Origin of the sequence: Kitasatospora sp. NPDC051164, assembly GCF_044455625.1 — a bacterium.
GTDB lineage: Bacteria > Actinomycetota > Actinomycetes > Streptomycetales > Streptomycetaceae > Kitasatospora.
In genome coordinates this window covers 443,120-464,379 of record NZ_JBITFB010000002.1, presented here as the reverse complement: position 1 = coordinate 464,379, position 21,260 = coordinate 443,120, and the positions used below count along the sequence as shown (strand labels likewise).

Below are 21,260 nucleotides of genomic sequence, written 5' to 3'. Positions count from 1 at the left end.
GTGCGGCCGACGGCGCTCGGGTCGAAGTGGACAAAGTAGGATGACTCAACTCCCGCGCTACGCGCGAAGAGTTCCATCAATGTTCCATTTGCCCGATTTATCTCCCGCTTCACACGCACGGAGCCACCCTCATGGACAAGCTGTCCACCGCCGACACCGACGGCGCGATAGAGACCCGCGGTATCGAACCCGTCCCGGACCACGAGCGCCGGGGCAGAGTCCGCGAGCTCTTCCCGACCTGGGTCGCGGCGAACATCAGCGTCCTGCTCCTCACCATGGGCGCGGCCCTGGTGGTGTTCAACCAGTTGAACTTCTGGCAGGTCCTGATCGTCGCCGCGTGCGCCGCGCTCGCCTCCTTCGGCATGGTCGGCCTGCTGTCCGTCTCCGGCAAGTGGGGCGGAGCCCCGGGTGCCACGCTCTCCCGGGCGACCTTCGGTGTGCGCGGCAACCTGTTCCCCGGCGCGATCCTCTGGATCGCCCGGTTCGGCTGGGAGACGATCAACGCCGTCACCGGTGCCTACGCCGTGCTGACCGTCCTTGACCTGCTCTTCGACGTCAAGAGCAACACCGTGCTGATCGTCGTCACGCTCTTCGTCTTCGTCGCCTGCACCTTCCTGGTCTCCGGCATGGGCCGGAAGGCGCTGAACGTCTGCAACACCTGGTCGACGTACCTCTTCGGCATCTTCAGCGTCCTGGTGCTGGGCTACCTGGTCGCGACCATGCACTGGAGCGAGGTCTTCGCCAAGCCCGCGGGCACCACCGCGATGATGATCGCCGGCATCGGGACCATCGCCGCCGGTGGCATCAGCTGGGTCCCCACCGGCCCGGACTTCGCCCGCTACCTGCCGCACGCCGCCTCCGGCCGGAAGATCGTCGGCGTGACGGTCTCCGGCGCCGGCCTGGTGATGGTGCCGATGGTGCTGATGGGTGCCGTGATGGCCGTGGCCTCGCCGGGCCTGGCCGAGGCCGCGGACCCGGTCTCCTTCCTCGGCGACCTGCTGCCGACCTGGCTGGCCGTGCCCTACCTGCTGACCGCGATCGTCGGCATGCTGCTGATCAACAGCCTCTCCATGTACTCGGCCGGCTTCACCGCGCAGACCATGGGCGTCAAGCTGCCGCGCGCCATGGCCGTCAGCATCAACGCCGTGATCTCGCTGGTCGGCGGCCTGCTGCTGATGCTGGTCGCCAAGAGCTTCCTGGGCTCCTTCATCACCTTCCTGATCCTGCTGGCCGTCTCCTTCTCGGCCTGGATCGGCGTCTACGCGGTGGACATGTTCCGGCGCCGCTCGCGCGCGGTGCGCTACGACGCCGCCGCGCTGATGGACACCGGCCGGAGCAGCCGGTACTGGTACGTGGGCGGCTTCTGCTGGCAGGCGATGGTGTCCTGGGTGCTCGCGCTGCTGATCGGGCTCGCCTTCACCAAGTGCGACTGGTTCACCGGCCCGTTCTCCGGCACTTTCGTCGGCAAGTACGGGCTCGCCTGGGCGGCGACCATCGTGATCTCCGGCGTGATCATGGCCGTGCTCCCCACGCCGCGGGAGAACACCTCCGCCGGCGCCGAGCAGCCCGCCGGTCTCCAGGCGGAGCAGGCCGAACGGGTCACCGTCTGACCGCGTGACGCCGACCTCCGGACGCCCCCGTCCGACCGAAAGGGCCCGCCGCACCGAGTGCGGCGGGCCCTTCGTGTCGGGCTGCTCAGCGCGTCGCCAGGGCTTCCAGGACGCGGTCGAGTGAGGTGCCGAGGCCCCAGCGGGTGGCGAGCTCCTCGAGGGTCATCGGGTCGAGGGGTTCGCGGGGGAGGGCCGGGTCGAAGGCGGGCAGGGGAGCGTCGTCGGCGACCCGGACCACCTTCGGGGCGACGTCGAGGTAGGCGGAGCCCTCCACGATGTTGCGGCGGCGGGCGGGGGTGAGCTTGGAGGCGAGGTCGAGGGCGGCGGCGCGGATGCCGGCGAGGTCCCCGTACTCGTTGATCAGCTGGGTGGCGGTCTTCTCGCCGATGCCCTTGACGCCGGGCAGGCCGTCCGACGGGTCTCCGCGCAGGGCGGCCATGTCGGCGTACCGGGCGCCGCGCACGCCGTACTTCTCGAGCAGCAGCGCGTCGTCGGTGACCTGCAGGTTGCCCATGCCCTTGACGGGGTAGAGCACGGTGATCCCGCGGGCGTCGTCGACCAGCTGGAAGAGGTCGCGGTCGCCGGTGACGATCTGCACCGGCCCCTTGGCGCGGGCGGTGAGGGTGCCGATCACGTCGTCGGCCTCGTAGCCGGGGGAACCGACCCGGGCGATGCCGAGCGCGTCCAGCACCTGCTCGATCACCGGGACCTGCGGGGCCAGCGTGTCGGGCACCTCCTCCTCGCCGTCCTCGGCGGCCTCGGCGACCCGGTGGGTCTTGTACGAGGGGACGAGGTCGACGCGCCACTGGGGGCGCCAGTCGGCGTCCATGCAGGCGACCAGTTCGTCGGGTCGGTGGTCGTGGACCAGCCGGGCGATGAAGTCCAGCAGGCCGCGGACGGCGTTGACCGGCTCGCCCTGCGGCGAGCGCAGGGTGTCCGGTACGCCGTAGTAGGCCCGGAAGTACAGGCTGGCGGAGTCGAGCAGCATCAGTCGCGGTGCGGTCACGCCTCCGATCATGCCGTACGAGGGCGACATCGGAGGGCCTCGGTGCCCGTGCGGCGTCAGTGCCCGTGCCCGTGCCCGTGCGGCGTCGGCGTTCGTGTGCCGTCAGCCCTCGTGCGCCGTCAGTGCTCGTGCGGCCCGGAGCGGTGGACCGGGCCGTGGGCGTCGGCACAGTGCTCGGCGGCCGTGTCGCCCGGGGCGGCGATCTGCAGCAGTGCGCCCGCCTCGTCCTCGCCGACGTGGTCGACCTGGAGGGTGCTGTGGGTGATTCCGTACTCGTCGGCGAGTTGGCGTTGGAGCTGGCGCCGGACGGCGTGGCAGTCGCCGCCGGGGGTGACCAGGATGTGCGCGGACAGCGCCGACTGGCCGGAGGTGATCTCCCAGATGTGCAGGTCGTGGATCTCTTCGACCAGCGACTCGGTGACCATCCGGTCGGCCACCGCGTCCGGGTCGATCCCGGCCGGGGCGGCCTCCAGGAAGATCCGCCCGGACTCCCGGACCAGTGCGACGCCGGCCTTGAGCATCAGCGCGACGACGATCAGCGAGGCGATCGCGTCGGCGCGGGCGAAGCCGGTGGTCAGGACGATCAGACCGGCGACGGCGGTGGCGATGAAGGCGTACAGGTCGGTGAGGACGTGCTGGAAGGCGCCCTCGACGTTGAGCGAGGTGCGGTTGGCCTTGGACATGCACCAGGTGGCCGCGAGGTTGACCACGATCCCGATCAGCGCGGTGACCAGCACCAGCGAGCCGGTGACTGCGGGCGGCGAGATCAGCCGGGTGACCGCCTCGTAGCCCAGCCAGGCCGAGAGCACCAGCAGGGTGACGCCGTTGGCCTGCGCGGAGAGGATCTCGGCGCGCTTGAGGCCGTAGGTGTAGCCGCCGCGGGCCGGGCGGGCGGCGAGCCGCATCGCGATCAGGGCGAGCACGATCGAGGCGGCGTCGGTGAGCATGTGCGCCGCGTCGGAGATCAGCGCGAGGGACTTGGCGGCGAAGCCGACCACGACCTCGCCGGCCATGAAGACGACGATCAGGGCGAGGGCGCTGAGCAGCCAGCGGCGGTCCGCGTCGGCGGAGACGCCGTGCGAGTGCCCACCGTGCCCGCCATGGCTGCCGTGTCCGCCGTGACCGTGCGCGTGCCCGTCCCCGTTCGACGGCTGGTGGTCATGCGCATGATCATCGTGCGAATGCTCGGGCCTGGCCATGGAAGTCCTCTCTGGGCGCACGGATGGGAACAGGGGCGCGGCGCGACCGCCCTGCAACCGAAGTGAACCGCAGAATCGACAAAGATCCAAAGGCTGTACTGGTGACCGTTGTCGTTGCCGTTCGGGGGGCTTTACCCGGCGCACGCCGCACCCGTCCGACCAGCAGAAATCCCCTGCGCCCGCGCCCAGTTGAGCTATCCCAGCGCCGCCATGTCCAAGGCCGGGTCCAGCGCCACGGCGTCCAGGGCCGCGGCGGTGGCCGCCCGAACCAGGGCCCGCATCAGCCGCAGGTCGTCCCCCTGTTCCGGATGCCACTGCACCCCGAGTGTGAAGCCGGGCCCCTCCAGCGCCTCCACCGTGCCGTCCGGCGCGTGGGCGCTCACCCGCAGGCCCGTCCCGACCCGGTCGACGGCCTGATGGTGGAAGGTCGGTACCTCCAGCTCGCACTCCGGCAGCAGCCCGCCCAGCAGCGTCCCCGGCACCGGCCGCACCGGGTGCGAGCCGTACTGCCCCGGCGAGCCGCCGTGCACGTCCACCGGCACCACGTCCGGCAGGTGCTGCACCAGCGTGCCCCCGCACACCACGTTCAGGACCTGCATCCCGCGGCAGACGGCCAGCAGCGGCATCCCCGCCGCCAGCGCGGCCCGCAGCAGCGCGACCTCCCAGACGTCCCGCTCCGGAGAGTCCACCTCGGTCGCCGGATGGGCCGGCTCCCCGTAGTACGCCGGGTCGATGTCCGGCCCGCCCGCGATGACCAGCGCGTCCAGCCGGGCCAGCACCTCCGGCGCGCGCTCCGGGGCGTCGGGCGGCAGCAGGACGGCGACCCCGCCGGAGTCCCGGACGTACGCGGTGTACCGCTCGGGGACGAGAGCGACCCGACGGCTCCGCCAGTGGCTCCAACTCGCGTCCACCAGGTAGGTGCTGACGCCGATCAAAGGCCTGCGATCCATGGCGCGCATTCTCCTCCCGAACCGCCCGATACCCCGTCAACCACGCATATCGGCGCGCCACACACGCCTGCCCTCTTCCGCCCCGCGAGTCGCAGGCCGTACGGTTCGCTGTGACTGCTTGATCTCGAAGAGTGATCGACGGGTTTCGAGGTCGTCACGGCCATCCGGGCCACCGAGACCACCGAGACCACCTAGACCATCGAGACCACCCAGGACACGAGGAAGGAGGGTTCCGTCATGTCCGAGAACGCCGCACCCGGGAACGCCGCCGCAGGGTCGCCGCCCCGGCCGCCGCTGACCCTGGACGAGCTGCGCACCCTGGTGGACGCCGGCAAGGTGCACACCGTGGCACTCGCCTTCACCGACATGCAGGGCCGGCTGCAGGGCAAGCGCTTCGCCGCCCGGTTCTTCCTCGACGAAGTCGCCGAGCACGGCGCCGAGGCCTGCGACTACCTGCTGGCCGTCGACGTCGACATGAACACCGTGGACGGCTACGCCTTCTCGTCCTGGGCCACCGGCTACGGCGACTTCGCGATGCGCCCCGACCTGGGCACCCTGCGGCTGACCCCCTGGCAGCCCGGCACCGCCCAGGTCACCGCCGACCTGGCCCGGCACGGCGGCCACCCGGTGGATGCCGCCCCGCGCCAACTGCTGCGCCGCCAGATCGCCCGGCTCGCCGAGTACGGCCTGGCCGCCGACATCGGCACCGAACTGGAGTTCCTGGTCTTCCGCGACACCTACGAGCAGGCCTGGCTCGGCGGCTACCGCGGCCTGACCCCGGCGAACCTCTACAACGTGGACTACTCGATGCTGGGCACCGCCCGGGTCGAGCCGCTGCTCTCCCGGATCCGCAACGAGATGGCCGGCGCCGGCCTGGTCGTGGAGTCCGCCAAGGGCGAGTGCAACCTCGGCCAGCACGAGATCGCCTTCCGCTACACCGACGCCCTCACCACCTGCGACCAGCACAGCGTCTACAAGACCGGGGCCAAGGAGATCGCCGCCCAACTGGGCTGCGCGCTCACCTTCATGGCCAAGTACGACGAGCGCGAGGGCAACAGCTGCCACATCCACCTCTCGCTGCGCGACGCCGTCGGCGCCCCCGCCTTCGCCGACCGGGACGGCCGGATGACCGACACCATGCGGCACTTCCTGGCCGGCCAGCTGACGGCGCTGCGCGAGTTCAGCGTGCTCTACGCCCCGAACATCAACTCCTACAAGCGCTACCGCCCGGGCTCCTTCGCCCCGACCGCCGTCGCCTGGGGCCGGGACAACCGCACCTGCGCCTACCGGGTGGTCGGCCACGGCCCCGGCCTGCGGATGGAGAACCGGGTGCCCGGCGGCGACGTCAACCCGTACCTCGCCGTGGCCGGGATGATCGCGGCCGGCCTGCACGGGCTGCAGCGCAAGCTGGAGTTGCCCACGCCCTGCCTGGGCAACGCCTACGCGGTCGAGGAGTACGCCCGGGTGCCCGGATCGCTGCGCGAGGCCGCCGCGTTGTGGGCGGAGAGCGAACTGGCCCGGGAAGCCTTCGGCGACGACGTGGTCGACCACTACCTGAACATGGCCCGGGTCGAGCAGGCCGCCTACGACGGCGCCGTCACCGACTGGGAGCGCTACCGGTCCTTCGAACGGATGTGACGCGTGACCGACGGACGTGCCGCATGACCAACTGGACACCCTTGGGCGGCTTCGGCGAGTCCGGGGTGGGCCGCGAGCGGGGGCCGGACGTGCTGCGCCGCGTCACCGAGACCAAGAACGTCTTCATCCAGAGCGAGGAGTGACAGCCCGATGAGCGAGAAGCACGCCGCGCGGGACGCGGTGGTCTGCCGCCGGCTGGTCGGCCGCACCGCCGTGGTCACCGGCGCGGGCAGCGGCATCGGCCTGGCCGCCGCCCGCCGGCTCGCATCGGAGGGGGCGAAGGTGGTCTGCGCCGACCTCGACGAGGAGACCGGGCGGGCCGCCGCCAAGGAGGCCGGCGGGCTGTTCGTGCACACCGACGTCACCGACCCGTACATGGTCGAGGCGCTGTTCGACGAGGCGTACGAGACCTACGGCAGTGTGGACGTCGCCTTCAACAACGCGGGCATCTCGCCGTCGGAGGACGACTCGATCCTGACCACCGGCCTGGACGCCTGGAAGCGGGTCCAGGAGGTCAATCTGACCAGCGTCTACCTGTGCTGCAAGGCCGCGTTGCCGTACATGCGCCGGCACGGGCGTGGCTCGATCATCAACACCGCCAGCTTCGTGGCCCGGATGGGCGCGGCCACCTCGCAGATCTCCTACACCGCCTCCAAGGGCGGGGTGCTCGCGATGTCCCGCGAGCTGGGCGTGCAGTTCGCCCGCGAGGGGATCCGGGTCAACGCGCTCTCCCCGGGGCCGGTGGACACCCCGCTGCTGCGCGAGCTGTTCGCCGAGGACCCGGAGCGGGCCGCCCGCCGGCTGGTGCACATTCCGCTCGGCCGGTTCGCCCGGGCCGAGGAGATCGCCGCCGCGGTGGCCTTCCTGGCGAGCGACGACTCCTCGTTCATCACCGCGAGCGAGTTCCTGGTCGACGGGGGGATCTCCGGGGCGTACGTCACCCCGTTGTAGTCCGGTGCGCTGCTTCTCACCGTAATTTCATCGAAAACCGGGGGAATTCCGTGCCGCGCTGATTTCGCGCTTATCCGGCTGCCTTTAGATTCTCTGCTGTGAGCGAGCAGATTCCCGCCGGGTGGTACCCGGATCCGAAGGACCCCACCGGCGACCCGAGGCCGCAGCGATGGTGGGACGGCAAGGGCTGGACGGCCGACACCCGGCCCACGCCCTCGGACGCCCCGGACTCGACCGCTCCCGCGGCCGATGCTGCGGCACCCGGCGCCCCGGAGGGCCCGGACACCCCGGAGGGCCCGGCGGCCCCGGAGGCCGGCGATCCGGCGGCGACCGAACAGACCCGGGTGCTGGAGGGCGAGGTCCTGGGCAGCGGCCCGAGCGTCCGCTATCCGGAGCCGCCGCCCTTCGGCGCCGCCTTCGGTTCACCGCTGCCGCCGCGCAAGCCCCGGCGCAAGCCGTCCAAGCTGGTCGTGGCGACCGTCGCCGCCGCCCTGCTCGGCCTGGGCGCGGGCTCGGGGATCACCTACCTCGCGATGGACGGCCACGGGGACAAGCCCAAGCCGATCGCCCAGCACACCCCGCGAGGCGCCTACGGGCCGTGGGACGGCTACCCGGGCGGTGGCAACGGCGGCGGCAATGGTGGCAACGGCGGTGGCGGTGGCGGCAACGGGAGCAGCGGGGACGGCAAGGGCAACGGCAAGGGCAACGGGAACGGGAACGGGAACGGCAATGGCAACGGCAAGGTCCGGCCCGGCGCCGACACGGCGATCGACGTGGTGAACCGCCTCACCCTGCCGGTCCCGAACGGCTGGCAGGCCGGCACCTCCGGCGACGGCTACGCCATGATCACTGTCGGCTCCTACGCCTGCCCCGACGGCAGTGGCGACTGCACCCTCGGCGGGGTGAACACCGGCCGGATCGACGGTGGCGGCACCGACGCCCAGACGGCGGCCAAGGCCGACATCGCGAAGGTCGCCAAGGAGTCGTACGGCAACATCACCGGGCACCAGGAGCTCAAGTCCGAGGCGGTCAAGGTCAACGGCCAGGACGGCTACCTGGTCCGTTGGAAGGTGGACGCGCCCAAGGGCAACAACGGCTACGTGGAGACCGTGGTCTTCCCGTCCGCCGACGGCAAGTCGCTGGTCTCGGTGCACTTCGGCTTCGACATCGCCGACAAGGCGCCGGACGTCGCCGTGATGGACACCATCGTCAAGGGCATCACCGACTTCAAGGGCAAGATCCCGAGCATTCCCGGGATGCCCGGCACCGGCCCGGGCGGCGGCGCGGGCTCCGGCCCCGGTGGCACCGGGGGCACCGACGGGACCGGTGGTACCGGGGGCACCACCACCTGAGCCGCGCGCTCCTCACACAGCGGCGGCCCACCCGGGAGGGAAACCCCCGGGTGGGCCGCCGCCGTCATGCGGTGACGGAACCGGGCCGGACGGGGGTGTGACCGGCCCGGCCCCGCCTCCGGCGTCAGGCGTCGCGTCGAACAGCCTCGACGCGGCGGCGCCGGAGCACCATGCCCGCCCACCCGACGCCGATCGCGGCGGCGCCGGCGAGCAGCAGCGGACCGGTGGCCGAGGTGCCGGCCACGGCAGCGGAGGTGGTCGGGACGATCTGGCCGGCCGGGGCGTTCGGGTCCCCGCCGTGGCCGTGGTGGGCGACCGTGGACCTGGGTGCGTCGGCCGCGATCTGGGCGTCGCTCGGCGCGGCCGGGGCCTGCGCGGCCGGGGCCTGCGCGGCGAGTGCCGGGGCGGCAGCGGCGGTGCTCGAGCCGAAGTCGACGTCGGAGCAGCTGTAGAACGCCTCCGGGCTGTCGCTGCGCTGCCAGACCATGTACAGCAGCTGGCGGCCGGTGCGCTGCGGCAGGGTGCCGGAGTAGGTGTAGTAGCCGTTCGTGGCGGTGCGGTCGACCTGCACCTGGGCCACCGGTGTCGGGTCGAGGTCCGACCACTTCAGCGGCTTGGTGGGGTCGTAGCTCGGCTTGGTGATGTAGACGGTCTGGGTGCCGATGTGCGGCGCGGTGGTGCGGAACTGGAAGGTGAACGCGCCGGCCTTGACCGGGGTCGCGGGCCAGTCGGTGCGCGGCCAGTCCAGCGCCTTGTACTTGTCGCGGTTGGCCGAGCAGAGCTTGCCGTCCGGGATCAGCGCCTGGTGGTCGCCGGCGGCGTTGGCGATGTTGACCTCGTTCCAGTCGTACAGCGGCTGGGTGCCGCTCGCGGCGACGAGGTCCTTGCAGACCTGGGACACCGGGTGCTCGGGGCCCTCCGCGTAGCACGCGGCGACCCGGCTGACGGGGTTGGTCATCGTGCCGTGCGCGCCGGCAGTGCCGGCGGTGGTCGCGGCCACCGCGAGGACCGCGGCGCCGACCACGCCGACGGACAGGGCACTTCGCTTGATGGACATGGGGTGGGGACTCCTTGACCGTCGTTCCGGGCGAGTGTGGGGGAACGGACACGCCTGCCCGCTCGGGAGCCGCCGACCCGGCGCGCGACCCCCGGCCAGAGCGTAGGATTGGTCTGGACCAGATGGCAATAGCCATGCGTGGAACACTTGTTGACGGACTGTAGGCCTCGGAGCAGCGCGAAGGCCCGATGGAAGGCTGTCGTTAGCCGTTCCATCGGGCCTGGTTAAGGCTGCGGAAAGGTCAGCGCTGGTTGCCGTGGATGATGCCGGCCTGGATCACGAGATCGCTGTTGACGGTCGAGTTCCCGTCGATCGTGTTGATGATGTACGTTCCGCCGGCCGACTTGCTGAACCGCTCGGGAGCGAACTCCGAGAGGATCTCGAAGAGTTCCTCGGCCGCCTGCGGGTTCTCCCGGAACAGCGCGCGCAGCCGGTTGCGGATCGCCGCGGCCTGGTCGGCCAGGACCTCCTGGTCGCCGTCGGCCTCCAGCACCTCGGCGCGGATGACCTCCAGCTCCGCGCTCGCCTGCTCGTCCCGCTCGCCGCGCCCGAACAGTCGGGCGATCCGCGAACTGGCCTGGTTCCAGGCCGCCGTGGCCATCAGGCCGGCAACCGACGTCGCACCGGACCTCACCATCTCCTGCACGAGCTCGGTGTCCATGCGCCCCCTCCCGGGTCGTACTCTCAGTGTCGGCACCACGGTAGGGCAATGCCGGACGAAGCGTCAGAGGAACGTTTTCCCCTCGCCCCGGTACGTCGGTACGGTCCGTACGATCCGCTCGCCCTCGATGAGGTGCAGCTCGGCGAAGCGCTCGCACAGCTCTCCCGCCTTGGCGTGCCGGAACCAGACCCGGTCGCCGATCAGCAGGTCGTCCGCGGCGGAGCCGAGCAGGGGGGTCTGCACCTCTCCGGCGCCCTCCATCGGGTCGTAGCGCAGGCCCTGCGGCAGGTACGGCACCGGCGAGCGGTCGGGGCCGGCCGCGCCGGAGGCCGGGTAGCCGCCGCCGAGGACCGTCACCACGCCGACGCCGGGGCGGCGTACCACCGGCTGGCCGAACAGGGCGGCCGGACGGCCCCGGAACGAGCGGTAGTTGTCGAACAGCTGCGGCTGGTACAGCCCGGAGCCGGCCGCCACTTCGGTGACGGCGCGCTCGGCCACGGTGGACTCCACGCTGCCGGTGCCGCCGCCGTTGACGAACTCCAGCTCGGCCACCTGGCGCAGTCGCCGGACCACCGCGGCGCGTCGTTCGGCGAGTTCGGCCCGGGCCTTGGCCTGCATCAGCCGGATCAGCTGTGAGCGCACCGGCCGTCCGGGCATCCGGTCGCCCACCCCGGCGACGTGCCCCTCGTACGCCATCAGGCCGACGACCCGGAAGCCCCGGCGGTGCTGGACGAGTTCGGCGAAGGCGCCGAGGTCCTCGGGGGTGCGCAGCGGGGAGCGTCGGGCGCCGACCCGGACCCGGCCGCCCAGCAGGTGCAGAGCGGTGTCCAGTTCCAGGCAGACCCGGATCTCGGCGTCGCCGGTCCGGGCCTTGTCGATCAGGTCGAGCTGGTCCGGGTCGTCCAGGACGACGGTGATCTCCCGGGCGGTTTCGGGGTCGGCGGTCAGCTCGGCGAATCCGTCCCGGTCGGCGGAGGGGTAGGCGAGCAGGATGTCGCGGACGCCGGTCCGGGCCAGCCAGAGCGACTCGTCGAGGGTGAAGCTCATCACCCCGGCGAAGCCGTCGGTGGCCAGCACCCGCTCCAGCAGCGCGCGGCAGCGCACGGACTTGCTGGCGACCCGGATCGGCTTGCCGCCGGCCCGGCGCACCAGGTCGGCGGCGTTGGCGTCGAAGGCGGCGAGGTCCACGACGGCCACCGGACCGTCCAGGTGGGCGGTGGCGCGGTCGTACCGGAGGCGGTCGGAGACCGGGGCGGGCGCGGGTGCGTCGAGGATCACCATGGGCGCAGGGTGCCACAGCGGGCTACCGGTGGGTAGGGGGCGCGTGCGGGGAAATGAGGCCGCTCGGGTGCGGTGGCATAGGGTCGGGCGGGTGGACCGCAAAGACTTCTCCAACCCGGCGTTCGTCGGCAAGAACATCCCGAACCCCGGCTTCGGCGACGACGACGGTACCGCCGACGCGGCGCTCGTCGAGGCCCTCGCCCGCTGGTCGCAGGACCGCGCGGCCGAGCCCGAGGTGCTGGCGGCGCTGACCCCCACCCGGCTGATGGTCCCGATCGTCGCGATCCTCGGCGAGGTCGAGGTGGACGAGCACGGGCACCGGCACGACAAGTCCAGCGACATGGCCGTCCCGGTGCTGGAGGCCCCGGACGGGCGCCGCGCGCTGCCGGCCTTCACCTCGCTCGAGACGCTCGCCCGCTGGCGGGCCGACGCCCGCCCGGCGCCGGTGGCCGCCCCGCAGGCCGCCATGGTGGCCTTCTCGGAGCGTGCCGACACGCTCCTGGTCGACCCGGCCGGGCCGGTGCCCTTCCAGCTGGCCGGCGCCCGGCTGCGGGCGCTCGCGGAGAACCGTCCGTTCCTGCCGCCGGCGCGGGACCCGGAGGTGCGCGAGGCGGTCCGGGCGCTGCTGGCGGCCGAGCCGCAGGTGGTCACCGGGCTGCTGGCGGCTTCCGAGGGCTCGGACGGGGTGCTCGCGGTGGTGTTCGACCCGGCGCTGGACCAGCCCGGGCTGCAGGCGGCCGCGCAGCGGGTCGGGCAGGCAGTGGCCGCCGACCCGGTGCTGCGGGTGCGGCTGGACCGGGGGCTGGACCTCGCGGTGCTGCCGGCGAGCGCCGAGCTGCCGGGGGAGCCGCTGTACCGGCGGTAGAAGCGATCGGCGGCAGTAGCGATCGGCGGTGAAGGCGATCGGCGGCCGAAACGATCAGCGGCGGAAACGATCAGGGGGCGCGCCTCGGGTGAGGCGCGCCCCCTGTCGCACGGGCGACACTCAGGCGTAGACCGGCCCGGTGAACTTCTCGCCCGGGCCCGTGCCCGGCGCGTCCGGGACAATGGAGGCCTCGCGGAAGGCGAGCTGCAGCGAGCGCAGGCCGTCGCGCAGCGGGGCGGCGTGGAAGTTGCTGATCTCCGGGGCGCCGGCGGTGACAAGTCCGGCGAGCGCGGTGATCAGCTTGCGGGCCTCGTCCAGGTCCTTGTCCTTCTCGCCGCCCTCGGCGAGACCGCACTTGACGGCGGCCGCGCTCATCAGGTGCACGGCGACGGTGGTGATCACCTCGACGGCCGGGACCTCGGCGATGTCGCGGGTGAGGTCGTCGAAGCCGATCGCGTCGTCGTCCGTGCCGGGGGTCTGGGTGGGCTCGCTGCTCAAGGGGGGCTCGTTCCGTCGTGCCGTGTGGGTACATGTGGAGCGTACAAGGGCCCTTCGGGGCGCGGAGAAGGCAGTGCGCCGGGGCGGAATAGCGTTCGACCTCCCGGCGCTGTATGCTTCGAGACTGACCGGCCGGGATCCCGCATGGGCGCCTGGCCAGCAAGTGGAGGCTCCACTGAGGAGGCCCGAGAGGGCAACCGCGAAAGTCTCCCACCCGATCGGCTTCGCGGTCGACGGGTCCCGGTCCGCGACGGGCGCTTCGGCGCCGAGTCGCCGCAGCGCCCCTCACCGGGCGTCGCCCCCGGTTGTGTGGAGCCCCGCTTGTACCGAGCGGGGCTTTTTTCGTGTCGCGGGTGCAGTCGGTGCCGGAAGGTGCCGGGCAGCGCAGTACGAATGAAGCCCCGCCCAGTGGTCGAGTCCACTACGTGCGACCGCCGTCCGACGGCCGCATCGCAGAAGGTGCAACCTAGGAGGCCCCATCAGCACCGAGCCCCGCATCAACGACCGGATTCGCGTCCCCGAGGTGCGACTCGTCGGTCCCAGCGGCGAGCAGGTCGGCATCGTGCCGCTTGCCAAGGCGCTGGAGCTTGCGCAGGAGTACGACCTCGACCTGGTCGAGGTCGCGGCGACCGCCCGGCCGCCGGTGTGCAAGCTCATGGACTACGGCAAGTTCAAGTACGAGTCGGCCATGAAGGCCCGTGAGGCGCGCAAGAACCAGGCGCACACGGTCATCAAGGAGATGAAGCTCCGGCCGAAGATCGACCCGCACGACTATGACACCAAGAAGGGTCATGTCGTCCGGTTCCTCAACCAGGGCGACAAGGTCAAGATCACGATCATGTTCCGTGGTCGTGAGCAGTCCCGCCCCGAGCTGGGCTTCCGCCTGCTGCAGCGGCTCGCCGACGACGTCCAGGAGCTGGGCTTCGTCGAGTCCTCGCCCAAGCAGGACGGCCGGAACATGATCATGGTTCTTGGCCCGCACAAGAAGAAGACCGAGGCGATGGCCGAGGCCCGCGCCCTCGCGGACGCCCGCAAGGCCGAGCGTCAGGGCCGTACCCCCGGCTCCGACGCCGCCCTCGCCGACGACGAGGTGGCCGAGGACCTGGCGACCGACGACGTCGTGACCGAGGACGTGGCGACCGAGGACGTGGCGACCGACGACGCCGCGACCGAGGCGCAGGACGCCCCGGCCGAGGCCGCGGCCCCCGAGGCCGACGCTCCGGTCGAGCAGCCGGCCGCCTCCCAGGGCGCCTGAGCCTTCACCGGCCAGGAGGCCCGGGAGACCGGCCCCCAAGGGTGACGGGCGTCCCGCCCGGTCACCACAGATCCATCCAGTTCACGCCCGTGTGGCAGCGCCGCGCGGGCGTGAATGGGACCGACGAGGAGATACGGCGAAATGCCGAAGCAGAAGACGCACAGTGGCGCCAGCAAGCGCTTCAAGATCAGTGGCTCTGGCAAGGTGCTGCGCGAGCGCGCCGGCCGCCGCCACCTCCTGGAGCACAAGCCCTCGACGCTGACCCGCAAGCTGGCCGGGACCGTCGAGCTGGCCCCCGCTGACGCCAAGAAGATCAAGAAGCTTCTCGGCAAGTGATCGCCTTCCCGCCCGGCGAGAGCCGTGTGCGGGGCAGCTGATCCTTCCCGACCCATTCGAATGACGGACCACGTGAAGTAGTCCGTGGTCCAACCCAAGGAGTAATCAAGTGGCACGCGTCAAGCGGGCAGTCAACGCCCACAAGAAGCGCCGGGTCATCCTGGAGCGCGCCAGCGGCTACCGTGGCCAGCGCTCGCGCCTGTACCGCAAGGCCAAGGAGCAGGTCACCCACTCGCTGGTCTACAACTTCAACGACCGCAAGAAGCGCAAGGGCGACTTCCGTCAGCTGTGGATCCAGCGCATCAACGCTGCGGCCCGTGCCAACGGCATCACCTACAACCGCTTCGTGCAGGGCCTGAAGGCCGCCAGCATCGAGATCGACCGCAAGATGCTGGCCGACCTGGCCGTCAACGACCCGGGTGCGTTCGCCTCCCTGGTCGAGGTCGCCCAGAAGGCGCTGCCGGCCGACGTGAACGCCCCGAAGGCCGCCGCCGACGCCGCCTGATCTTCCGAGATCGGTTGAGCTCTGACCGGACCCGCAGGCTCGCCTGCGGGTCCGGTTCTGCTTTACCCCCTCCGTCAGCGCCTCCAGAGAACGAGACCATGCCGAGCACCGAGACCCCCCTGCTGACCTCCCTGCGCTCGCCGCGCGTCGTCGCCGCCCGCCGGCTGGCCAAGCGCAACCAGCGGACCAAGGAGCGCCGCTTCCTGGCCGAGGGCCCGCAGGCCGTCCGGGAGGCCGTCGCCTTCGGCAGGCTGCCGGGCACGTCCGAGCACGCCGTGGTCGAGGTGTACGTGAGCCCGGAGGCCGCCGAGCGGCACGCCGGCATCGTCGAGGAGGCCCGGGCCGAGGGGCTGCCCGTGCTGACCGCCACCGACGAGGTGATCGCCGGGATCTGCGACACGGTGACCCCGCAGGGCATCGTGGCGCTCTGCCGCTTCATCGACACCCCGTTCGCCGAGGTGCTCGAGGCCCGTCCGAAGCTGGTCGCGATCCTCGCCCACGTGCGCGACCCCGGGAACGCCGGCACCGTCCTGCGCACCGCCGACGCGGCCGGCGCGGACGCCGTGGTGCTCACCGACGCCTCGGTGGACCTCTACAACCCGAAGGCCGTGCGGGCCTCCGTGGGCAGCCTCTTCCACCTGCCGGTGGCGGTCGGCGTGCCGGTCGAGGAAGCCGTCGGGAAGCTGCGCGAGGCCGGCATCCGGGTGCTCGCCGCGGACGGCGCGGGGGAGCGCGACCTGGACCAGGAGCTGGACGAGGGAACCCTGGGCGCGCCCGGCGCGTGGCTGTTCGGCAACGAGGCGTGGGGGCTTCCGGAGGAGACCCGCGCGCTCACCGACGAGGTCGTGCGCGTCCCGATCCACGGTCACGCCGAGAGCCTCAACCTGGCCACCGCCGCGGCAGTCTGCCTCTACGCCTCGGCCCGGGCGCAGCGTTCGCCCGGCGGCTGCCGTTCGAACACCTGACACACCCGGGGGCGCACCGGGATCACCCCGTTGCAAGCCCTACTGCGGGGGCCTGCGAGGCGCTAGGGTCTGCCTCGGTGGGGGGAACGGCACGGTGGGTAATCGGGGAGGCAACCCATGGTCGGCAGCGGGCCCGAGCTCGACCCGGACGACCTGCCGGACGGCCTGGTGGTCGCCGACGGGCTGGGCCGGGTGGTCTGCTTCAACCGGGCCGCGGCCCGGCTCACCGGCGTGCTCCCGGAGGCCGCGCTCGGCTGCGTGCTGGAGGACGCCCTCCCGCTGGAGGACCTGGACGGGCGCCGCTGGTGGCAGCTGACCAACCCGTACGGCGGCCTGGCCACCCGCACCCGCCAGCCGGAGCGCAACCTGCTGCTGCCCGGCGGCCGTGAGGTGCTGGTCTCCGCCCGGTACGTCCGTACGGTGCCGTGCGGGCCGCTGGAGCGCCTGGTGATCGCCCTGCGCGGCACCGAGGCCCGGCGCCGCACCGAGCGCAGCCACGCCGAGCTGATCGCCACCGTCGCGCACGAGCTGCGCTCCCCGCTGACCAGCGTCAAGGGCTTCACGGCGACGCTGCTGGCCAAGTGGGAGCGGTTCACCGACGGGCAGAAGCGGCTGATGCTGGAGACCGTGGACGCCGACGCCGACCGGGTCACCCGGCTGATCGCCGAGCTGCTGGACATCTCCCGGATCGACGCCGGCCGGCTGGAGCTGCGCAAGCAGGTGGTCGACCTGGCCGCGGCGGTGCGCCGGCACGTCGAGCGCAAGGTCGCCACCGGCATCGCCGAGGACCGCTTCGACATCCGGGTCAGCGAGCCGCTGACCGTCCTGTGGGCCGACCCGGACAAGGTCGACCAGGTGCTCGCCAACCTGCTGGAAAATGCGGTGCGGCACGGTGAGGGAACTGTCACGATCGAGGTGGCACCGGCCAAGGAGGTCGTCGAGGCACCCGTCTGGGAGCGCTCCGGCACCCCGCCCCGCATCGTGGAAGGCACAGCGGTCACCGTGAGCGACGAAGGCAGCGGCATCCCCGAGGAGTCGATGCCGCGCGTCTTCACCCGCTTCTGGCGCGGCTCCAAGCGGGGCGGCACGGGCCTGGGCCTCTACATCGTCAAGGGCATCGTGGAAGCCCACGGCGGCTCGATCCGCGTCGACCGCGCGCCCGGCGGCGGTGCCCGGTTCCGATTTATCCTGCCCGCCGGCGTACCCGACTTCATGCTCTGAGCACTGCTCCGAGAGGGCACCGGGGTCCCGCCGGACGGGCTTCGCGGCAGCGGCGCTACGCGCTGCGACTACACTCGACCTTTGGCGTCGCGCAACGCCCCGCGCGGCTGAGCCGCGGACACCCACTCCCGTGAGCCTCCGGTGAACGGAGAACCGGCTGCCCGTGCCCCGGCCCCGCCGGGCGTGACGCGAAGGCGAGCCCACACACCTGAGCACGGACGAGCAGGAGCACGGGAAAGATAGAGATGTCGGCACCCAACAAGTCGTACGACCCGGTCGAGGTCGAGGCCCTCAAGCCCGAGGTGGTGGAGCAGGCGCGGGACGAGGCCGTCGCCGCGTTCGCCGCTGCCACCACCCTGGACGAGCTGAAGCAGGCCAAGGTCGCCCACACCGGCGACCGGTCCCCGCTGTCGCTCGCCAACCGCGAGATCGGCGCCCTGCCCCCGCACGCCAAGGCGGCCGCCGGCAAGCTGATCGGCCAGGCCCGCGGGGCCGTCAATCAGGCCCTCGCCAAGCGGCAGGCCGAGCTGGAGGCGGAGCGTGACGCCCGCGTGCTGGTCGAGGAGTCGGTGGACGTCACGCTGCCGTTCGACCGCATCCCGCGCGGCGCCCGGCACCCGCTGACCACCATGGCCGAGCGCATCGAGGACACCTTCGTCGCGATGGGCTACCAGATCGCCGAGGGCCCCGAGGTCGAGGCCGAGTGGCTGAACTTCGACGCCCTCAACCTGGGCCCGGACCACCCGGCACGCTCGATGCAGGACACCTTCTTCGTCCAGGCCCCGGACGGCTCCGCCGACTCCGGCGTGGTGCTGCGCACCCAGACCTCCCCGGTCCAGGCCCGCACCATGCTCGACCGCGAGCCCCCCATCTACGTGGTCTGCCCGGGCCGGGTCTACCGGACCGACGAGCTGGACGCCACCCACACGCCGGTCTTCCGCCAGGTCGAGGGCCTCGCGGTGGACGAGGGCATCACCTTCGCCGACCTCAAGGGCACCATCGAGGTCATGGTCGAGAAGCTGATCGGCGACCACCTGGAGCTGCGCTGGCGGCCCTCGTACTTCCCGTTCACCGAGCCGTCGGCCGAGGTCGACCTGCAGTGCTTCGTGTGCCTGGGCGAGAGCGTCGGCAACCCGGACCGGCCGTGCCGCACCTGCTCCTCCGAGGGCTGGATCGAGCTCGGCGGCTGCGGCGTGGTCAACCCGCGGGTGCTCGTCGCCTGCGGTGTCGACCCCAACCGCTACAGCGGGTTCGCCTTCGGCCTGGGCCTGGAGCGGATTCTGATGAATCGTCACAATGTCGCCGACATGCGCGACATGGTCGAGGGTGACGTGCGCTTCACCCTCCCGTTCGGGATGGAGATCTGATGCGCGTCCCGCTTTCCTGGCTGCGCGAGTACGTCGACCTGCCGGCCGGCGCGACCGGCCGTGACGTCGCGGAGCGCCTGGTCCGGGCCGGCCTGGAGGTCGAGACCGTCGAGCAGATCGGCGCCGACCTCAAGGGTCCGCTGGTGGTCGGCGAGGTGCTCTCCATCGAGGAGCTGACCGGCTTCAAGAAGCCGATCCGGCACTGCTTCGTCAACGTCGGTGCCGCCAACGGCACCGGCGAGCCGCAGGAGATCGTCTGCGGCGCGACCAACTTCGCCGTCGGTGACAAGGTCGTGGTCGTGCTCCCCGGCGCCGTGCTGCCCGGCCCCTTCCCGATCGCGGCCCGCCAGACCTACGGCCACACCTCGGCCGGCATGATCTGCTCCGCCCGCGAGCTGGGCATGGGCGACGAGCACAACGGCATCATCGTGCTCCCGCCGGAGTACGAGCCCGGCACCGACGCCGTCGAGCTGCTCCAGCTCGTCGACGAGGTGCTCGACATCGCCGTCACCCCGGACCGCGGCTACTGCCTGTCCATGCGCGGCGTGGCCCGTGAGGCCGCCGCCGCGTACGGGCTGCCGCTGGCCGACCCGGCGCTGCTCGACGTGCCGCCGGCCAACTCCTTCGGCTACCTGGTCAAGGTCAACGACCCGGCCGGCTGCGACCGCTTCGTGGCCCGTACGGTCGTCGGCGTCGACCCCGACGCCAAGTCCCCGCTGTGGCTGCAGCGCCGCCTGCAGAAGTCGGGCATCCGCCCGATCTCGCTGACCGTCGACATCACCAACTACGTGATGCTCGAGGTCGGCCAGCCGCTGCACGCCTACGACAAGCAGCGCGTGGACGGCCCGATCACGGTCCGCCGGGCGGCGCAGGGCGAGACCCTCACCACTCTCGACGGCGTCGAGCGCAAGCTCTCCGCCGAGGACCTGCTGATCTGCGACAACAGCGGCCCGATCGGCCTGGCCGGTGTCATGGGCGGCGCCTCCACCGAGATCCTCGACCCGGCCGCAGGCCCGGGCACCACCGAGGTGATCATCGAGGCGGCGCACTTCGACCCGGTCGCCATCGCCCGCACCGCCAAGCGCCACAAGCTGCCCTCCGAGGCGTCCAAGCGCTTCGAGCGCGGCGTCGACCCGGAGGCCGCCCGCGCCGCCGCGCAGCGCGCCGTCGACCTGCTGGTCCTGATCGCCGGCGGCACCGCCGAGGCCGGGGTCACCGACATCGCCGCCCCGCACCCGGTGCGCACCATCACCATCGCCGCCGACCTGCCCGACCGGGTGGCCGGCACCGCGTACGGCCGCGAGACCGTCACCCGGCGCCTGCAGGAGATCGGCTGCTCGGTCGCCGGCGCTGACGTCCTGGAGGTCACCCCGCCGACCTGGCGCCCCGACCTCACCGACCCGTACGACCTCGCGGAGGAGGTCATCCGGCTGGAGGGCTACGACAACGTCCCCGCCCGGATGCCCAACGTGCCGCCGGGCAAGGGCCTGACCGAGACCCAGCGGATCAACCGCCGGATCGGCGTCGCGCTGGCCGGGGCCGGCTACGTCGAGGTCAACAACTACCCGTTCCTCGGCGAGACCGCCTGGGACGCGCTCGGCCTGGAGGCGGACGACCGCCGCCGCCGGACGGTCAAGCTGGTCAACCCGCTGAACGACGAGGAGCCGGCGCTGCGCACCACGCTGCTGCCGGGCCTGCTCGGCGCGCTGCGCCGCAACATCGGCCGGGGCAACACCGACCTCGCGATCTACGAGACCGGCACCGTCTTCCTGCCCAAGGACGAGCTGTCCGTGGCCCCGCGCCCGGCCGTCGACCACCGGCCCAGCGACGAGGAGCTGGCCGAGCTGGACGCCGCGCTGCCGGACCAGCCGCGCCGGATCGCCGTCGCCCTTGCGGGTGAGCGGCTGCCGTCGGGCTGGTGGGGCAAGGGCGAACAGGCCTCCTGGGCGGACGCCGTCGAGGCGGCCCGCACGGTGGCCCGGGCGGCCGGCATCGAGCTGACCGTCCGCCAGGGGCAGCTGGCGCCCTGGCACCCGGGTCGCTGCGCCGAGCTGCTCGTCACCGGCACCGACCGGGTGGTCGGCCACGCCGGCGAGCTGCACCCGCGGGTGGTCAAGGCGCTCGGGCTGCCGGCCCGTACCGCCGCGATGGAGATCGACGTCGACCTGCTCACCGCCGACGGCGCCGAGCGGGTCAACGGTCCGACCGTCTCCGGTTTCCCGGTGGCCACCCAGGACGTCGCGCTGATCGTCGACACGGCGGTTCCGGCCGCCGACGTCGAGGCCGCGCTGCGCACCGGCGCCGGCGAACTGCTGGAGGCCATCCGGCTGTTCGACGTGTTCACCGGCGAGCAGGTGGGCGAGGGCAAGAAGTCGCTGGCGTACGCGCTGCGCTTCCGCGCCGTCGACCGCACGCTGACCGCGGACGAGGCCACCGCCGCCCGTGAGGCGGCCGTCGCCGAGGCCGTCGCCCGTACGGGAGCGGTGCTGCGCGGCGCCTGATGCCGTAGCGCCCGAGCAGGGGCCCCGCCCCGGACCACGAGG

Annotated in this window: 19 protein-coding genes; 12 read left to right on the top strand and 7 right to left on the bottom strand. The window is 72.3% G+C overall.

The features are described from left to right. Positions 1 to 131: 131 nt before the first annotated feature. Positions 132 to 1,610 carry a cytosine permease gene (locus ACIBEC_RS04655; RefSeq protein ID WP_360498339.1) on the top strand — a complete coding sequence of 493 codons (1,479 nt, stop codon included), beginning with the start codon at positions 132 to 134 and terminating at the stop codon, positions 1,608 to 1,610. Between the two features lie 85 nt (positions 1,611 to 1,695). Here the strand turns inward: ACIBEC_RS04655 and ACIBEC_RS04650 are convergent, their stop codons facing one another. The 3 genes from ACIBEC_RS04650 to ACIBEC_RS04640 all read right to left on the bottom strand — a co-directional run bounded on the left by ACIBEC_RS04650 (position 1,696) and on the right by ACIBEC_RS04640 (position 4,765). Then, on the bottom strand, positions 1,696 to 2,598 hold the full coding sequence (locus tag ACIBEC_RS04650; protein ID WP_360498533.1) for a 5'-3' exonuclease: 903 nt from the start codon (positions 2,596 to 2,598) through the stop codon (positions 1,696 to 1,698). 137 nt (positions 2,599 to 2,735) lie between these two features. Next, positions 2,736 to 3,815 carry a cation diffusion facilitator family transporter gene (locus ACIBEC_RS04645; protein WP_360498341.1) on the bottom strand — a complete coding sequence of 360 codons (1,080 nt, stop codon included), beginning with the start codon at positions 3,813 to 3,815 and terminating at the stop codon, positions 2,736 to 2,738. Positions 3,816 to 4,009: 194 nt separating this feature from the next. Continuing rightward, on the bottom strand, positions 4,010 to 4,765 hold the full coding sequence (locus ACIBEC_RS04640) for a gamma-glutamyl-gamma-aminobutyrate hydrolase family protein (protein WP_360498343.1): 756 nt from the start codon (positions 4,763 to 4,765) through the stop codon (positions 4,010 to 4,012). Between the two features lie 237 nt (positions 4,766 to 5,002). Here ACIBEC_RS04640 and ACIBEC_RS04635 point away from each other — a divergent pair, with 237 nt between their 5' ends. The 3 genes from ACIBEC_RS04635 (at position 5,003) to ACIBEC_RS04625 (ending at position 8,706) form a co-directional block, all read left to right on the top strand. Continuing rightward, positions 5,003 to 6,403 (top strand): glutamine synthetase family protein, encoded by a 1,401-nt coding sequence (locus ACIBEC_RS04635; protein ID WP_360498345.1) that lies wholly within the window; start codon positions 5,003 to 5,005, stop codon positions 6,401 to 6,403. Positions 6,404 to 6,553: 150 nt separating this feature from the next. Beyond that, on the top strand, positions 6,554 to 7,354 hold the full coding sequence (locus ACIBEC_RS04630; RefSeq protein ID WP_360498347.1) for a 3-oxoacyl-ACP reductase: 801 nt from the start codon (positions 6,554 to 6,556) through the stop codon (positions 7,352 to 7,354). Between the two features lie 98 nt (positions 7,355 to 7,452). Then, a complete protein-coding gene (locus ACIBEC_RS04625; RefSeq protein ID WP_360498349.1) occupies positions 7,453 to 8,706 on the top strand; it encodes a DUF2510 domain-containing protein in 1,254 nt (417 codons plus the stop codon). 124 nt (positions 8,707 to 8,830) lie between these two features. Here ACIBEC_RS04625 and ACIBEC_RS04620 read toward each other — a convergent pair whose 3' ends face one another. The 3 genes from ACIBEC_RS04620 to ACIBEC_RS04610 all read right to left on the bottom strand — a co-directional run bounded on the left by ACIBEC_RS04620 (position 8,831) and on the right by ACIBEC_RS04610 (position 11,705). Continuing rightward, positions 8,831 to 9,763, bottom strand: a complete 933-nt coding sequence (locus ACIBEC_RS04620) for a lytic polysaccharide monooxygenase (protein WP_360498351.1) — start codon at positions 9,761 to 9,763, stop codon at positions 8,831 to 8,833. A 241-nt stretch (positions 9,764 to 10,004) separates the two neighbouring features. Continuing rightward, positions 10,005 to 10,424 (bottom strand): hypothetical protein, encoded by a 420-nt coding sequence (locus ACIBEC_RS04615; RefSeq protein ID WP_360498353.1) that lies wholly within the window; start codon positions 10,422 to 10,424, stop codon positions 10,005 to 10,007. Between the two features lie 63 nt (positions 10,425 to 10,487). Next, positions 10,488 to 11,705, bottom strand: a complete 1,218-nt coding sequence (locus ACIBEC_RS04610) for an amino acid deaminase/aldolase (protein ID WP_360498355.1) — start codon at positions 11,703 to 11,705, stop codon at positions 10,488 to 10,490. A gap of 91 nt (positions 11,706 to 11,796) precedes the next feature. Here ACIBEC_RS04610 and ACIBEC_RS04605 point away from each other — a divergent pair, with 91 nt between their 5' ends. Then, positions 11,797 to 12,570 (top strand): SseB family protein, encoded by a 774-nt coding sequence (locus ACIBEC_RS04605; protein WP_360498357.1) that lies wholly within the window; start codon positions 11,797 to 11,799, stop codon positions 12,568 to 12,570. Between the two features lie 120 nt (positions 12,571 to 12,690). Here the strand turns inward: ACIBEC_RS04605 and ACIBEC_RS04600 are convergent, their stop codons facing one another. Next, positions 12,691 to 13,068: a DUF1844 domain-containing protein gene (locus ACIBEC_RS04600; RefSeq protein ID WP_360498359.1), complete on the bottom strand. Its 378-nt coding sequence runs from the start codon at positions 13,066 to 13,068 to the stop codon at positions 12,691 to 12,693. 478 nt (positions 13,069 to 13,546) lie between these two features. On the opposite strand from ACIBEC_RS04600, the gene infC reads away from it, so the two are divergent. The 7 genes from infC to pheT all read left to right on the top strand — a co-directional run bounded on the left by infC (position 13,547) and on the right by pheT (position 21,218). Next, complete coding sequence (infC, locus tag ACIBEC_RS04595) at positions 13,547 to 14,323, top strand: translation initiation factor IF-3 (protein ID WP_360498535.1); 777 nt, start codon at positions 13,547 to 13,549, stop codon at positions 14,321 to 14,323. 141 nt (positions 14,324 to 14,464) lie between these two features. Beyond that, positions 14,465 to 14,659: a 50S ribosomal protein L35 gene (rpmI, locus tag ACIBEC_RS04590; RefSeq protein ID WP_030055648.1), complete on the top strand. Its 195-nt coding sequence runs from the start codon at positions 14,465 to 14,467 to the stop codon at positions 14,657 to 14,659. Between the two features lie 109 nt (positions 14,660 to 14,768). Then, positions 14,769 to 15,164: a 50S ribosomal protein L20 gene (gene rplT / locus ACIBEC_RS04585; protein ID WP_360498361.1), complete on the top strand. Its 396-nt coding sequence runs from the start codon at positions 14,769 to 14,771 to the stop codon at positions 15,162 to 15,164. Positions 15,165 to 15,262: 98 nt separating this feature from the next. Further along, a complete protein-coding gene (locus tag ACIBEC_RS04580) occupies positions 15,263 to 16,129 on the top strand; it encodes an RNA methyltransferase (protein ID WP_360498363.1) in 867 nt (288 codons plus the stop codon). A gap of 117 nt (positions 16,130 to 16,246) precedes the next feature. Next, positions 16,247 to 17,350, top strand: a complete 1,104-nt coding sequence (locus ACIBEC_RS04575) for an ATP-binding protein (protein WP_360498365.1) — start codon at positions 16,247 to 16,249, stop codon at positions 17,348 to 17,350. 245 nt (positions 17,351 to 17,595) lie between these two features. Next, positions 17,596 to 18,717 carry a phenylalanine--tRNA ligase subunit alpha gene (gene pheS, locus ACIBEC_RS04570; RefSeq protein ID WP_360498367.1) on the top strand — a complete coding sequence of 374 codons (1,122 nt, stop codon included), beginning with the start codon at positions 17,596 to 17,598 and terminating at the stop codon, positions 18,715 to 18,717. Continuing rightward, positions 18,717 to 21,218, top strand: a complete 2,502-nt coding sequence (pheT, locus tag ACIBEC_RS04565) for a phenylalanine--tRNA ligase subunit beta (protein ID WP_360498369.1) — start codon at positions 18,717 to 18,719, stop codon at positions 21,216 to 21,218. Before pheS ends, pheT begins: the two co-directional genes overlap by 1 nt. Positions 21,219 to 21,260: the final 42 nt, after the last annotated feature.

Bases quoted from the DNA above. Each gene is read 5' to 3' on its own strand.
- ACIBEC_RS04655 (WP_360498339.1), top strand. From the start codon at position 132: ATGGACAAGCTGTCCACCGCCGACACCGACGGCGCGATAGAGACCCGC.
- ACIBEC_RS04650 (WP_360498533.1), bottom strand. From the start codon at position 2,598: ATGCTGCTCGACTCCGCCAGCCTGTACTTCCGGGCCTACTACGGCGTA.
- ACIBEC_RS04645 (WP_360498341.1), bottom strand. From the start codon at position 3,815: ATGGCCAGGCCCGAGCATTCGCACGATGATCATGCGCATGACCACCAG.
- ACIBEC_RS04640 (WP_360498343.1), bottom strand. From the start codon at position 4,765: ATGGATCGCAGGCCTTTGATCGGCGTCAGCACCTACCTGGTGGACGCG.
- ACIBEC_RS04635 (WP_360498345.1), top strand. From the start codon at position 5,003: ATGTCCGAGAACGCCGCACCCGGGAACGCCGCCGCAGGGTCGCCGCCC.
- ACIBEC_RS04630 (WP_360498347.1), top strand. From the start codon at position 6,554: ATGAGCGAGAAGCACGCCGCGCGGGACGCGGTGGTCTGCCGCCGGCTG.
- ACIBEC_RS04620 (WP_360498351.1), bottom strand. From the start codon at position 9,763: ATGTCCATCAAGCGAAGTGCCCTGTCCGTCGGCGTGGTCGGCGCCGCG.
- ACIBEC_RS04615 (WP_360498353.1), bottom strand. From the start codon at position 10,424: ATGGACACCGAGCTCGTGCAGGAGATGGTGAGGTCCGGTGCGACGTCG.
- ACIBEC_RS04610 (WP_360498355.1), bottom strand. From the start codon at position 11,705: ATGGTGATCCTCGACGCACCCGCGCCCGCCCCGGTCTCCGACCGCCTC.
- rpmI (WP_030055648.1), top strand. From the start codon at position 14,465: ATGCCGAAGCAGAAGACGCACAGTGGCGCCAGCAAGCGCTTCAAGATC.
- ACIBEC_RS04580 (WP_360498363.1), top strand. From the start codon at position 15,263: ATGCCGAGCACCGAGACCCCCCTGCTGACCTCCCTGCGCTCGCCGCGC.
- ACIBEC_RS04575 (WP_360498365.1), top strand. From the start codon at position 16,247: ATGGTCGGCAGCGGGCCCGAGCTCGACCCGGACGACCTGCCGGACGGC.
- pheS (WP_360498367.1), top strand. From the start codon at position 17,596: ATGTCGGCACCCAACAAGTCGTACGACCCGGTCGAGGTCGAGGCCCTC.
- pheT (WP_360498369.1), top strand. From the start codon at position 18,717: ATGCGCGTCCCGCTTTCCTGGCTGCGCGAGTACGTCGACCTGCCGGCC.